This is a genomic window from Tenacibaculum aestuariivivum (genome assembly GCF_964507685.1).
Taxonomy (GTDB): Bacteria; Bacteroidota; Bacteroidia; order Flavobacteriales; family Flavobacteriaceae; genus Polaribacter; species Polaribacter aestuariivivum.
In genome coordinates this window covers 790,047-803,470 of sequence record NZ_OZ208414.1, presented here as the reverse complement: position 1 = coordinate 803,470, position 13,424 = coordinate 790,047, and the positions used below count along the sequence as shown (strand labels likewise).

Sequence of the window (13,424 nt, the reverse complement as noted above, 5' to 3'; positions counted from 1 at the left end):
CTTTTTTTATGCTATTTTTTACCTCTTAATTTACGCACAAGTTTATGGTTAAACTTGTGTTCAAAAATATGTAAAGCCAGTATTTTTTTATAAGATAATATATTATAAATTTTATTATTAAAAGAAGTTTTTATTAAGTGTTGCTCTTCTTTTATAATTTTAATTTTTTCTAAAATTTCTTTAGAATCATTTTCAGATAAATTATCAATACCTCCGTTTTCAGGTATTCTTTTTTTTAAAATGAAACGCTCTTTTTTATGTAAAGCTATCATTTTTTTATCATATTTATTATAAATTGGCCAAAATTTTAGAGCTTCATTTTTAGTTAAATTTAACGTTTCAGTTAAGTATGCAATTTTATAAGTACGAATTTTTTCAGAGCCCCTTTTTTTTGATTGAGCAATACTAATAATGCTATGTAAGCAAGTTATGAGTAATAGTAAAATTATTTTTTTTTTCATTTTTATTGAATTTTATTAAAAAGTAAAGAGTCATCATCAATAGTATTTAAGTAATCTTTCATATTCTCTTTGTTTATTGAAGAAAGTATGTTTTCATCAAAATCAATATCATTTAAAACAGTAGCTAATTCATCATTATTAGTAACACCATATCCATTTTCATACCAATATAATACGTCAGCTTGTGTTATATCATTAAGATAATAATTATTTTTAGCTTGATTAATATAACTTAATCCTATAAAAAGTAAAACTGAAGCAGCTACTGCAATAGGTATAAGTTGTAATACGTTCTTATATAAAGAAATAGTTTTTATTTGTTTTGTTTTTTCTAAAATTATTTTTTCAACACTATTAAAATAATTGTCAGGTGTTTCAAAATTATTTTTTTTAGGTAAATTACAAGTATTTACAAAAGATGAAATACTTTTTTCAACTTCATTAAAATAATTTTTAGGAGTAGAAAATTTTGTCTCTGTTCCTATTTTTTTATTTATAAAATTTATGCTATTTTTCAACTCTTTATTCATCTTTATTCTAAGACTATAATATAGGTAAAAGGTTTAATTACTGTTTTTAATAAATTGTTCAATTTTCTTTACAGCAATATGGTATGATGCTTTTAAAGCACCTATTGATGTACCTAGTATATCAGAAATTTGAGCATACTTCATTTCATCAAAATATTTCATGTTAAATACTAGTTGTTGTTTTTGAGGTAGCGTTGCAATAGCTTTTTGTAGTACAAGTGCTATTTCATCACCAGTAAACCAATTATCACTATCTAAAGAAGAAACTAGTTGTTGTTGATATTCAGTAATGTCAACATTTTTTTCTTTAGCTCTTTTATTAATAAATGTAATTGACTCATTAGTAGCTATTCTATACATCCAAGAATACAGTTTACTATCTCTTTTAAAATTATTTATATTTTTAAAAATTTTGATAAAAGTATTTTGTAAAACATCATCAGCATCATGATGAGAAATCACTATTTTTCGTATATGCCAATATAATCGCTCTTTATAGAGTGAAACTAGTTGTTTATAAGCAATTTCCTTTGTGGTTGGGTTCTGTAGCTTTGTTATAAGTATAATTTCGTCAGTAGTCAACTAATATTGTTTAGTTGTTAGACCTTAAAGATAATAAAAGGTTTAAAATAAAAATATTTTTAAACGCGTTTTCTAGAGCAGCCAAATAAACGTTTTTCTTTAATGGTTTCAGAAACTCCTTCAGGTAGCATTTTTTCCCATCCTTCTTCATTGTTTTTTATCATTTTTAATACCTTTCTAGAAAAAATAAGTAAATTTTCAGGATCAAAATCTTTAATATCAATAAGCCTACCGTTGGTTTTAAAAAATTTGTATAACTCTTTCATTCTAGGATGTACTCGTAGGTTTTCACTAGTAACAAATTCTCCTGTTTTCCCATTTTTATAAGGGTACATGTATACTTTTAAATCACGATAAAAAAGTTTACCAAAAGCTTCTAAAATACCTCCACTTAAATCACGATAGTATTTTTCATCAAAAATTTGAATTAAATTATTAACACCCATAGCTAATCCCATTCGTTCTTTAGTAAATTCACTAAAGTAATCTACTAACCTGTAGTATTCTTGATAATTAGTAATCATAACATTTTGTCCAAGAGCACAAAGTAACTCTGCTCTATCAAGAAAATCACGTTCGTTGATTTCACCTTCAGCACGTAAGTTACTTAAGGTTATTTCAAAAATAACTTGTGTTTTTTCAGGATTAACTTTCTTTTCAGCTAAGAACATTTGTTTAGATCTTTCAAATAAATCCATATTTACTTTTGTAACAGGTCTATAACTTCCACGTAAAGCTAATATGTTCTTTTTATATAATACCTGAGCGGGTAATAAATTGTTTCCATCAGGCCCAAACATTACAGCATTTGTCATGCCATTTTTAACAAGTTGTAAACTCATTAAACGATTGTCAACATACATAAATCGAGGCCCTGAGAAATTTATCATATCTATCTCTAAACGATCACTATCAATATTGTCATAAAAAGATTTTAATAACTCTTTAGGATTATCATTTAAGTAATAAGCTCCGTAAATTAAATTAACACCTAAAACACCTAATGTTTCTTGCTGTTGGCGTGCATCAGTTTCTTTAAAACGAAGGTGTAAAATAATTTCATTATAATCTTCAAGCGGGTCTAATTGAAAACGAATACCAATCCACCCATGACCTTTAAATTTTTTTGAAAAATTGATGGTAGCTACAGTATTAGCATAACTAAAAAATAATTTATCAGGATGTTTTTGACGATCAAGACGTTCTTCAATTAAGTCCATCTCATGTTTTAACATTTTTTTTAATCTTTTTTCAGTAACATAACGGTTGTCATTTTCTACTCCATAAATGGCATCTGAAAAATCTTTATCATAAGCACTCATTGCTTTGGCAATAGTACCAGAAGCACCTCCTGCTCTAAAAAAATTACGAGCTGTTTCTTGTCCAGCTCCAATCTCAGCAAATGTTCCATAAATATGAGCATTCAAATTAATTTTTAAAGCTTTACTAGTGGTAGTAGGTACTGTACTTATTTTCTGATCTCCTTTTAGCGTAATTGCCATGTTCTTGTTTATTTGTTACTTGTAACAAATGTACTGAAAATAGGAACTATCAGGTAATTTTTGTCTTACTTTTGTCTTAATAATAAATAATAATAAACAATTGAAAGTTACTTTTTTAGGCACAGGAACTTCTACAGGTGTTCCAATGATAGCAAGTAATCATCCAGTAGCACTATCTAACGACCCTCGTGATAAACGATTACGTTCGTCAATTGTAATTTCATGGAATGATGTTAATTATGTGATAGATTGTGGCCCTGATTTTAGGCAACAGATGATGCGTGAAAAAATAACCTCAATTAACGGAATTTTATTTACTCATGAACACTCCGACCATATTGCAGGCTTAGATGAAATAAGGCCTTACTGTTTTCAAATGGGAGCCGTTCCTATTTATACCTCTAGTAGAGTGTTGGAGGCGTTAAAGAAAAGGTACGATTATATATTTGCTACTAAAAATAGGTATCCAAGTGCGCCAAAAGTAACCGCAACAGTTATATCGCATTATAACCGTTTTATACTTCATGGAGTAGAAATAACACCTATAGAAGTTATGCATGGACCCTTACCAATTTTAGGATACCGTTTTAATAACATAGCCTACCTTACTGATATAAAAACAATAACATTACAAGAGCAACAGAAGTTAAAAAATTTAGATGTATTAATAGTTACAGGGTTAAGAAGAAAACCTCATGTAATGCATTTTAATTTAGAAGAATCTTTAGCTTTTATAGCTCAAGTTAAGCCAAAAAAAGCTTATTTAACACATATTAGTGAAATGTTAGGTTTTCATAAAGTAGTTGAAAAAGAATTACCAGAAAATGTTTTTTTAGCCTACGACGGACTAATAATTTAAACCACAAATAAATTAATAAAAGTAAATATTATTAGAAGCAATTCCCGCTTTTCGCACTCGCTTCTTGCTAAAAAAAAAGCAAGAGAGCTCAAACAAATGCTACAATCGGGGCTAGGTATTTCTATTTGTAAGCTAATTTTACCTTTATTTTATTTAAGTGTTAAAAAGGTTACTTAATTTATGCAGATAAAAAATAATACATTTAATTTATAAATACTATTGATTTTACTGATACTATAATTAATTTAAAATACTATAATTAATTTGAAAATTTAAAAGAGCTACCTATTTTTACCATAAATATTAATTAAATGAAAATAATTATATCACCAGCAAAATCTTTAGATTTTGAAAATAAAGCAGCTACAAGTTTATATACACAACCACAATTTTTAGAGCAATCAAAACAAATACATGAAAAATTAAAAAAACTTTCTAAAAAAGAGTTAAGTACGTTAATGAAAATTTCAGACGATTTAGCAAACCTAAATTATGAAAGAAATCAAAACTGGCAAACCCCATTTAATTTAGAAAACGCTAAACAAGCCATTTATTCATTTACAGGTGAGGTTTTTAGAGGTATTGATGTATATACACTTTCAGAGCCGAAAATACCTGTTTTACAAGACCAATTAAGAATTTTATCAGGATTATATGGTTTACTAAAACCGTTAGATTTAATACAGCCTTATCGCTTAGAAATGGGTACCAAACTAAAAGTTGGTGAAACAGATAATTTATATAAATTTTGGAACAATACCTTAGCAAATTCTTTAAATAACGAGTTAAAAGAAGGTGAGTTGTTAGTAAATTTAGCTAGTTTAGAATATTTTAAAGCATTGCCAAAAAAAGTTTTAAAAACACCTATGATAACCCCTGTTTTTAAAGATTTTAAAAATGGAGAGTACAAAACCATTATGACTTTTGCTAAAAAAGCACGTGGTTTAATGGTGCGCTACATTATTGAAAATGATATAACTACATTAGATGGTCTAAAAGGGTTTACTAGTAATAATTATAGGTTTTCAGAAGAAATGTCTACCCAAACTGAATTGTTTTTTACAAGATAGATGTATAGTCGAGGGGTTAAATTAATAAAAGTGTTTTTTATACTAAGCATATTTTTACTATGTATAATTTATGTATGCAATTTTTTAGTTATACAAAAAACAAAAGATAAACTATATACTAATATTGATGCTGTTTTAGTAAATAAAGTGGGGGTTGTTTTAGGTACGGCAAAATATTTGACTAATGGGCAAGTAAATTTATATTATGCATATAGAGTAAATGCAGCTGTAACATTATATAAAGCTAGTAAAGTTTCGTTTATTATTGTAAGCGGAGATAATAGTTCTAAAAATTATGACGAACCTACTGATTTTAAAAAAGATTTAATTAAGGCAGGTATTCCTGAAGCTAAAATATTTTTAGATTATGCAGGTTTTAGAACATTAGATTCTGTTGTGAGAGCTAAAGAAATATTTGGTCAAACAGCAATAACTATTATATCTCAAAAATTTCACAATGAAAGAGCTATTTATTTAGCTAATTATTTTGGTGTTAAAGCTATTGGCTTTAATGCAAAAGATGTTTTTGGTAACTATGGGCTAAAGGTTCAGTCAAGAGAGTATTTAGCCCGGGTAAAAGTATTTTTAGATATTTTATTAAATATTCAGCCTAGGTTTTTAGGAGCTTCTATTGAAATAAAATAATATATTAACAATCGGCTAAACCTACGGTAATAGCTAAACCACCTTCAGAGGTTTCTTTGTAGTTTCTATGCATATCTTTAGCTGTTTCCCACATAGTATCTATAACTTTATCTAAAGGAACTAAGCATTCTTTAGGGTTGGTTTCTAATGCTAGTTCGGCAGCATTAATAGCTTTAATAGCTCCCATTGCATTACGTTCAATACAAGGTATTTGAACCAAACCTCCAATAGGGTCGCAGGTTAAGCCTAAATGATGTTCCATTGCTATTTCAGCAGCAACTAAACACTGTCCTGGAGTTCCTCCTAAAAGTTCGGTAAGTGCTGCTGCTGCCATTGCTGATGAAACACCAATTTCTGCCTGACAGCCGCCCATTGCTGCTGAAATAGTAGCGTTCTTTTTAAAAATACTTCCAATTTCTCCTGCTACTAATAAAAACTTTTTAATGTGATTAAAGTCAGCATCGTGATTTTCTATAACTAAATAATACATTAAAACAGCAGGTATTACTCCGGCACTTCCATTTGTAGGAGCTGTTACAACCCTACCTAAAGCAGCATTAACTTCGTTAACAGATAAAGCTAAACAGCTTACCCATTTTAATATTTCACGAAACTTAACTTCTGTACTTCTAATAGCGGTAATCCATTCTTGTTCATTAGTGTAAGATGCATCTTTAATTAATTTAGCATGAGTACCAAACGCTCTACGTTTTACATTTAAACCGCCAGGTAAAATACCTCCAGTATGACAACCTATATACATGCATTCTAACATGGTGTCCCAAACGCGTTTTAATTCAGTGTCAATTTCTAGTGCAGATTTTAAAACCAATTCATTTTGAAAAACAATATCTGAAATATTTTTGTTTTCCTTGTTACAATATTGCTCAAGTTCAGTAGCTCTGTTTATCGGATATGGAAAATTAACTTTGTTTATTTCCGTTTCTAAAGGTTTCTCTACCTCTTCTTGAATAACAAAACCTCCACCTATAGAGTAGTATATTTCGGTAGAAATTTCTTTACCCTTACAAAAACCTCTAAAAATTAATCCGTTAGAATGAAATGGTAAAAAATCTTTATTAAAAACAACATTTTCAATAGAAAAAACTAAATATTTTTCAGCATTGAAGTGTAATTTTTTTGTTTTTTTAATTATATCAATAATTGTGTCAATACTCTCAATAGGAATATATTCAGGATCAGTACCACTTAACCCAAGTAAAATAGCTAAATCTGTAGCGTGACCTGTTCCTGTTAAAGATAAAGAACCGTATAAGTCTATTTTAATACCATCAATTGTATTAAAAATATTAGTTTCTTTTAATTTTTCAATCCATTGTTGAGCAGCTCTCCACGGACCTAAAGTATGTGAGCTAGAAGGGCCAACGCCAATTTTAAGCATATCAAAAACACTAATAAACTGCGACATAAATATTTTTTGTTTGTTGAACGCTAAAATAGAAAAAGTCCTGTATTTAAATCAATACAAGACCTTTTTTTATGAAAAAATATTAATACTACATTCCGTATACATTTTCTTTATTAAATTTCTTAGCTAATAGATAATAAACAACAGCACGATACTTACTTCTTTCAGATCTTCCGATAGTTTCCATAACTTCATCAATAGCTTTATCTAATTCAGGTCCATCTGTTAAACTTAATTTTTTCAGTAAAAAATTTTTCTTAACAGTTTCTAATTCTTTCGGATCACTACCTGATACTGTTTCTGCGTCTTTTTTATAAATAGAAGGACCTAAACCTTTAGTAACCGCTTTTAATAAATCAAGATTAGCAGGAAGGTTTTTGTCATCCATAAATTTTTTATATAATGCTACTTTTTCGTCAAATTTACTCATAATTTTTATTTATAATTATTTGTTAATGTTATTATTGTATCATTAATTATTCCAAATATAGATAAATATTTTGTTCTTTCAAAATAAGAAAAATGAAAGAAATAAAATATTTATTGTTAAGTTTTTTTAAGATTAAATAGATGTTAGGTTTATTAATTCAGTTTAGATTTAGTACTTGTTTTAATCTTTTTAAGAAAGCTAGAATTAGCTTTAAATAATTAACTTTTTAGTTTTGTATAACTTCTAAATTAATGAATTGTTAATTAAATTGTTGAAAACAAAATACTTTTATAGTGGATAAGTGCTGTTTATATCGTATTTTTATATGTATCCAATATCTTTTAGCCTATGCCAATATCAAAATTTGAATCTATGTTAAAAACAAACAATGTCTATTTTTTTGATGCTGTTGAGTTTGAAACTATTATTGAACATTATTTGAATATCGCAAAACATTCGTTAGCTAAAAAAGCAGTAGAGTTAGGTTTAGAGCAGCATCCTACTTCAATTCAGTTAAAGTTGATGAAAGTAGAAATTTTAGTTTTTGAAAATGAGTTAGAGGAAGCAGAGAAAATACTAAAAAAAGTTGAGGCTGTTGAGCCTCATAATGATGAGGTTTTTATTCAAAAAGCTTTGATTTTATCAAAAAAAACACAACATTTAAAAGCTATAGCTGTTTTAAAGGAATCTTTAGAATACGTTGAAGATCCAGCAGATATATGGTCTATGTTAGGAATGGAGTACTTGTATTTAGATGATTATGAAAATGCGCGTTTAAATTTTGAAAAATGTGTAGAGGTTGATTATGAAGATTATTCATCGTTATACAATGTAGTTTATTGTTTTGATATGCAAGAAGGTCACATAGAGGCTATACTTTTTTTGAGAAATTACATTGAAAGAAACCCTTATTGTGAAATTGCATGGCATCAATTAGGTAAGCAATATTCTGAATTAGGAATGCATAAAGAAGCTCTTAAGGCTTTTGATTACTCAGTATTAATTGATGAAAGTTTTATAGGAGGTTATTTAGAAAAAGCAAAAACTTTAGAAGAGTTGCATAGGTTTGAGGATGCTATTGAAAATTATATGATAACTTTAGAATTAGATGACCCTACGGCTTTTGCATATATCAGAATAGGTGAATGCTATGAAAATTTGAAAAATATTCATACTGCCATACATTTTTATAAAAAAGCTGTTCATGAAGATCCTTTGTTAGATAAAGGGTGGGTGTTATTAACAAATGCTTGTTATAATGATAATGATTTTCAGAAAGCACTTTACTATATAAATAAGGCAATACAAATTGACGAAGGAAATGCATTTTATTGGAGAAGGTACGGTGATATAAACTTGAAGTTAAATTTTTACGAGGAGGCTGTAAAAGCTTTTTATACTTGTATTGAATTAGGTGATAATGAACTTGAAATTTATACAGCTTTAGCAGATATTTTACTTTTTTTAGGTGAATTTGAAGATGCTTTAAAAGTAATAATTAAGGCTAAAAAAATATATAAAGAGTTTGCTGAGGTTGAATACCGTTTATGTGGTTTATTTATGATTTTAGATAAAGAAGATTATAGTTTAGCACATTTAAAAAATGGCATAGCAATAGATTATAATTATCATACTATTGTTAAAGAGTTGTTTCCTACTGTTTATGAACAAAAAAAAGTACAAGAAATATTATCAAGTTATAAAAAAGCTTTAAAATAAAGCTTTATAGTTAGTCGTAAATATTAACATTCATTATATGATAATATGTTTCAATGCTATTTAATATAATTATAAGTTTTTTAAGCTCATTTCTATATATTTGAATAATATTTTAAGACTATTTATTATTTCAAATATGCAAACATCTTATAGCTTTATAGAGTTGATTGGGCCTTACATGCTTGGGGTTTTAATAGCTACGGGTTTAGGACTTATTATAGGTTTAGAAAGAGAGTTTGATAGGCTTCAAGAAAAAGGTTTTGCAGGTATTAGAACTTTTCCTATTGTTAGTATTATTGGTTTTTCAATAGGTAGCCTTGCACAACAATTTTCACTTTGGTTAGTGGTGCTTAGTTTAGGGTGTTTTATTTTGTTTTTAGCGCTTTATCATTTTTCGCAAGAAAAAGAAGCTTATGGGCAAGGGCTAACTACTAATTTAGCTTTAATAGCAACCTGTATTTTAGGTATAATGGTTTCGGTAACGTTGTATAGAGAAGCTGTAGCTACGGCTGTTATTATTGTAACTTTATTATCTTTAAAAACAAAATTTAGGTTGGTTATTAGTAATATAACTTCTGAAGAACTTTTTGCTTTTATAAAATTTTCAATAATTGCTTTATTAATACTTCCTTTTTTACCAAATAAAAATTTTGGTCCTAATGAGCTTATAAACCCTTTTGAAATAGGGTCTATTATTGTTATTGTATCATTTATAAATTTTATTGGTTACTTTTTAGTAAAATTTGTAGGTTCTAAAAAAGGGATTATTATAACAGCAATTTTAGGTGGGCTTATTTCAAGTACAGCAGTTGCTTGGAATTATGCTTCTAGAAGTAAAGACGCACCAGAGTTGTCTAAAAAATATAGTGCAGGTATTATTATAGCTTCTGCAATTATGTTTCCAAGACTAGCCTTTGTATCTTATATTTTTAATAATCAAATTTTAAAGCACATTGCTATTCCTTTTGCTTTTTTGACTTTGGTATGTGTGGTGTCAACTTTTATTTTAACTCGAAATGATAATCATCATCCTAACACAAATATTAAATTAGGAAATCCTTTAAATTTTTTAAATGCTCTAGGGTTTGGAGTTGTTTATTTGCTAATTTTGTTTGCGGTTTTTTATAGTAATCATTTTTTTGGAGAATCAGGTTTATATTATTCAGCATTTATAGCGGGCTTGGCTGATACAGACGCAATTACAATAAGTATGGCAAAATTTTCTTTAAATGAAAACAAGCTATCATTAGCATCATCTGTTATTATTGTAGCAACGTTAAGTAATATGCTAGTTAAGTTAGGTATAACTTATTTTAAAGGGTCAAAATATGCAGGTAAATATGTAAGTTATGTGTTTGGTGGTGTTATTTTGGTAGGAATTATAAATATTATTATAAATAATTTATAAACCGTACCTTTTAGTAAAGGTACGGTTTTAATAATAGGTTAATTATTTGTATTGGTAACTTGAAAAGTATTTTGTCTATACATTTTATGTTCAATAACTTTAGAAGGCATTTCAATGTTATTACGATCTAAAATATCTTTTATTTCAGTAAGTATTTTTCCACGAATGGTATTGCCTAGGTAATGTTCAGCTAATTCTTTATTTTTTAATAAATCAATCCAAAAATGAACTTGAATATTTGTTGTGTACTCTGCTAATTCTTGTACTGTAACCTTAAATTCAGGATCTTTTAAAACTTCTTTTTGATTTGTTAAATAGTTTAAAATTAGATGTCTAGTGGTTTCAATACTGCACTCAGGAGCAATACCGATAATGAAATTAATTCTTAAAAAACCATCTTTAGTGTAGTTTATAAGAGCGTTTTTTAATAAATATGAATTAGGTACATAAATATCTTTTCCGTCAGAATTTTTTAAATGAGTCATCCGTAAATCTAATTGTTTAACGGTTCCTTTACTACCTTGTATTTCTATAATATCGCCTATATCAAAAGGAGGTTTTATGGCTAAAATTATTCCTGATATAAAATTTTCTCCAATGTCTTTAAAAGCAAAACCAAAAATAATAGCTCCAACACCGGCACCTGCAAAAACAGTACTTGCTATATTAGCAAAGCCCATTATGCTAAAAGCAGAAACAACTCCAAATAAATAAATAGACCATTTTATACCTTGAGAAAAAAAGTTAGACAAAAGTTTGTCTTTCCATTTTTCTTGTGTTGTTTTTTCTATAATTTTAGTAGTTATTTTTGCTATAAATACCGCAAAAATTAAAACAATAACTGCAGTTATAATATTAGGTAGTAGCGTTGCTATTTCCGATAAATAATCGCTAAAAATTTTTTTTAAATCTGGTTTCATTAAATTTTTATATTAGATGTGTTTTTAATCACGAAATATATTTCCAAATTCTATGTAAAATATAAATACAAAATAAGGTTATTACAGATAAAATTAAAGCTAAAAATGTTTTACCATAAATCCAATTTCCGGTAGCAAATAAAAAGCTATACACTCCAATGGTTCCGGTAATAAAACCGATTATTTTTATACCAATATTTTTAAATTTATCTTCTCCCTCAAAAATTAAGGCTTCAAATTTATTAATAGTTTCGGTATCACTAGGTTGTGTTAAAAGAGTCACTAAAACCCATCCAAAAGTGGTTATAACAACTCCAATAATTAATTGCCAATGTCCAGCAATATCAAAAAATGGATTATCTAATTTTCTGTTGATAAAAAAGAAAAGTGCAATTATAAATGAAATAGCCATTGCTGCAATTTCACTATATGGGTTTATTCTGCTCCAAAACCATCGTAAAATAAATAATAAACCTGTTCCTGCTCCAATTTGTAAAAGTAAATCAAACACATCTTTTGCTGATTTTAAATAGAATGAAAATAAAGCAGCGCACAACATTAACAATATTGTAGAAACTCGGCCAACAACTACTTTTTGTTTTTCAGAAGCTTCTTCATTAATAAAACGACTGTAAAAATCATTCACTAAATATGAACTACCCCAATTTAATTGCGTAGAAATAGTACTCATAAAAGCAGCTATTAAAGAAGTTAATACAATACCTAATAAACCTGCTGGTAAATAGGTCATCATTGCAGCATATCCAACATCATGTCCTTGCATTTCTGATGATAAACTTGGGAATGCTTGATTCATGCTATCTAAATTTGGAAAGATAATTAACGAAGCTAGTCCGACAATAATCCAAGGCCAAGGACGTAACGCATAATGTGCAAAATTGAAAAATAAAGTTGCCCAAGTAGCATTTTTTTCATCTTTGGCAGCTAACATTCGTTGAGCTATATACCCTCCGCCACCAGGTTCTGCACCAGGGTACCAAGTACTCCACCATTGTACGGCAAACGGAATTATAAATAAGGTAATTAATGATTCAGTATTTGAAAAATCAGGAAGCATATTTAATTTTCCACTTACATTAGGATGGCTTAATAAGTTTGATAAACCATTTATTTCGGGCATATTTACAATATAAACCGTTGCCCAAATTGAGCCAATCATGGCTAGTATAAATTGAACAAAATCTGTAAGTAAAACTCCTTTTAATCCACCTAATGAAGAGTATATAACTACAATAATAGAGGAGTATAGTAACATTTCTCCTTGTGAAATTCCTAATAAAATGTTGGCTATTTTAGCACCAGCTAAACACACACCTGCCATGGTAATAATATTAAAAATTACACCTAAATAAATAGCTCGAAACCCTCTTAAAAAACCTGCCATTTTACCTGAATATCTTAATTCATAAAATTCTAAATCGGTAGTAATTCCAGATTTTCGCCATAGTTTGGCATAAAAAAAAACAGTAAGCATTCCTGTAAGTAACATTGCCCACCAAACCCAATTACCAGCAACACCATTTTTACGAACTAGTTCAGTAACCAGACCAGGAGTATCAGCCGCAAAAGTAGTAGCAACCATAGAAACACCTAGTAGCCACCAAGGCATATTTCTTCCAGATAAAAAAAATTCAGTGCTATTTTTTCCTGCAGATTTTGAAGCCCAAATACCTATAAGTAGAGAGATTATAAAAAAACCGATAATAATAGCATAGTCAATATTAGTTAATATCATATATTATATTTTAAAGGGCTAAATGTAGTTAAATAATATGATACGTTAAATTTCAATGAAACTCCAAAAATGATTTTATATTTTATGAAAAAATCATCAAAAATGAGTAAATT

Annotated in this window: 13 protein-coding genes; 5 read left to right on the top strand and 8 right to left on the bottom strand. The window is 28.1% G+C overall.

Features of this window, described 5'->3' with window-relative positions; all coding sequences use genetic code 11:
* Positions 1-11: 11 nt before the first annotated feature.
* The 4 genes from ACN5J4_RS03360 to ACN5J4_RS03345 are packed head-to-tail and all read right to left on the bottom strand — an operon-like array spanning position 12 to position 3,075.
* The gene (locus ACN5J4_RS03360) at positions 12-461 is read right to left on the bottom strand and encodes a hypothetical protein (RefSeq protein WP_418650758.1); all 450 of its coding nucleotides are present in this window, start codon (positions 459-461) and stop codon (positions 12-14) included.
* Between the two features lie 2 nt (positions 462-463).
* Entirely contained in the window at positions 464-991 is a 528-nt protein-coding gene (locus ACN5J4_RS03355) for a hypothetical protein (protein ID WP_418650757.1), read from the bottom strand.
* A gap of 33 nt (positions 992-1,024) precedes the next feature.
* Positions 1,025-1,573 (bottom strand): RNA polymerase sigma factor, encoded by a 549-nt coding sequence (locus ACN5J4_RS03350; RefSeq protein WP_418650756.1) that lies wholly within the window; start codon positions 1,571-1,573, stop codon positions 1,025-1,027.
* A gap of 59 nt (positions 1,574-1,632) precedes the next feature.
* The gene (locus ACN5J4_RS03345) at positions 1,633-3,075 is read right to left on the bottom strand and encodes a TonB-dependent receptor (protein ID WP_418650755.1); all 1,443 of its coding nucleotides are present in this window, start codon (positions 3,073-3,075) and stop codon (positions 1,633-1,635) included.
* A 100-nt stretch (positions 3,076-3,175) separates the two neighbouring features.
* Here ACN5J4_RS03345 and ACN5J4_RS03340 point away from each other — a divergent pair, with 100 nt between their 5' ends.
* The 3 genes from ACN5J4_RS03340 to ACN5J4_RS03330 all read left to right on the top strand — a co-directional run bounded on the left by ACN5J4_RS03340 (position 3,176) and on the right by ACN5J4_RS03330 (position 5,649).
* Positions 3,176-3,934 (top strand): MBL fold metallo-hydrolase, encoded by a 759-nt coding sequence (locus ACN5J4_RS03340; protein ID WP_418650754.1) that lies wholly within the window; start codon positions 3,176-3,178, stop codon positions 3,932-3,934.
* Between the two features lie 311 nt (positions 3,935-4,245).
* Positions 4,246-5,004, top strand: coding sequence for a peroxide stress protein YaaA (yaaA, locus tag ACN5J4_RS03335; RefSeq protein ID WP_418650753.1), 759 nt, complete (start codon positions 4,246-4,248; stop codon positions 5,002-5,004).
* A gap of 30 nt (positions 5,005-5,034) precedes the next feature.
* Positions 5,035-5,649 (top strand): SanA/YdcF family protein, encoded by a 615-nt coding sequence (locus ACN5J4_RS03330; RefSeq protein WP_418650752.1) that lies wholly within the window; start codon positions 5,035-5,037, stop codon positions 5,647-5,649.
* 4 nt (positions 5,650-5,653) lie between these two features.
* On the opposite strand, the gene ACN5J4_RS03325 is transcribed toward ACN5J4_RS03330, so the two are convergent.
* Together ACN5J4_RS03325 and ACN5J4_RS03320 are read right to left on the bottom strand one after the other, a co-directional pair.
* Positions 5,654-7,078: an L-serine ammonia-lyase gene (locus tag ACN5J4_RS03325; RefSeq protein ID WP_418650751.1), complete on the bottom strand. Its 1,425-nt coding sequence runs from the start codon at positions 7,076-7,078 to the stop codon at positions 5,654-5,656.
* Between the two features lie 88 nt (positions 7,079-7,166).
* Positions 7,167-7,508 carry a DUF2853 family protein gene (locus tag ACN5J4_RS03320; RefSeq protein WP_418650750.1) on the bottom strand — a complete coding sequence of 114 codons (342 nt, stop codon included), beginning with the start codon at positions 7,506-7,508 and terminating at the stop codon, positions 7,167-7,169.
* A 348-nt stretch (positions 7,509-7,856) separates the two neighbouring features.
* Between ACN5J4_RS03320 and ACN5J4_RS03315 the strand changes: the two genes are divergently transcribed.
* Both ACN5J4_RS03315 and ACN5J4_RS03310 read left to right on the top strand, forming a co-directional pair.
* On the top strand, positions 7,857-9,227 hold the full coding sequence (locus ACN5J4_RS03315) for a tetratricopeptide repeat protein (RefSeq protein ID WP_418650749.1): 1,371 nt from the start codon (positions 7,857-7,859) through the stop codon (positions 9,225-9,227).
* Positions 9,228-9,363: 136 nt separating this feature from the next.
* On the top strand, positions 9,364-10,635 hold the full coding sequence (locus ACN5J4_RS03310) for an MgtC/SapB family protein (RefSeq protein WP_418650748.1): 1,272 nt from the start codon (positions 9,364-9,366) through the stop codon (positions 10,633-10,635).
* Positions 10,636-10,673: 38 nt separating this feature from the next.
* On the opposite strand, the gene ACN5J4_RS03305 is transcribed toward ACN5J4_RS03310, so the two are convergent.
* Together ACN5J4_RS03305 and ACN5J4_RS03300 are read right to left on the bottom strand one after the other, a co-directional pair.
* Complete coding sequence (locus ACN5J4_RS03305; protein ID WP_418650747.1) at positions 10,674-11,555, bottom strand: mechanosensitive ion channel family protein; 882 nt, start codon at positions 11,553-11,555, stop codon at positions 10,674-10,676.
* A gap of 28 nt (positions 11,556-11,583) precedes the next feature.
* Entirely contained in the window at positions 11,584-13,311 is a 1,728-nt protein-coding gene (locus ACN5J4_RS03300) for a sodium:solute symporter family protein (RefSeq protein ID WP_418650746.1), read from the bottom strand.
* Positions 13,312-13,424 lie beyond the last annotated feature (113 nt).

What these genes read in the sequence shown, in the direction of transcription:
- ACN5J4_RS03315 (WP_418650749.1), top strand. Translation starts at nt 7,857, where the DNA reads ATGCCAATATCAAAATTTGAATCTATGTTAAAAACAAACAATGTCTAT.
- ACN5J4_RS03355 (WP_418650757.1), bottom strand. Translation starts at nt 991, where the DNA reads ATGAATAAAGAGTTGAAAAATAGCATAAATTTTATAAATAAAAAAATA.
- ACN5J4_RS03300 (WP_418650746.1), bottom strand. Translation starts at nt 13,311, where the DNA reads ATGATATTAACTAATATTGACTATGCTATTATTATCGGTTTTTTTATA.
- ACN5J4_RS03325 (WP_418650751.1), bottom strand. Translation starts at nt 7,078, where the DNA reads ATGTCGCAGTTTATTAGTGTTTTTGATATGCTTAAAATTGGCGTTGGC.
- ACN5J4_RS03320 (WP_418650750.1), bottom strand. Translation starts at nt 7,508, where the DNA reads ATGAGTAAATTTGACGAAAAAGTAGCATTATATAAAAAATTTATGGAT.
- yaaA (WP_418650753.1), top strand. Translation starts at nt 4,246, where the DNA reads ATGAAAATAATTATATCACCAGCAAAATCTTTAGATTTTGAAAATAAA.
- ACN5J4_RS03305 (WP_418650747.1), bottom strand. Translation starts at nt 11,555, where the DNA reads ATGAAACCAGATTTAAAAAAAATTTTTAGCGATTATTTATCGGAAATA.
- ACN5J4_RS03310 (WP_418650748.1), top strand. Translation starts at nt 9,364, where the DNA reads ATGCAAACATCTTATAGCTTTATAGAGTTGATTGGGCCTTACATGCTT.
- ACN5J4_RS03360 (WP_418650758.1), bottom strand. Translation starts at nt 461, where the DNA reads ATGAAAAAAAAAATAATTTTACTATTACTCATAACTTGCTTACATAGC.
- ACN5J4_RS03345 (WP_418650755.1), bottom strand. Translation starts at nt 3,075, where the DNA reads ATGGCAATTACGCTAAAAGGAGATCAGAAAATAAGTACAGTACCTACT.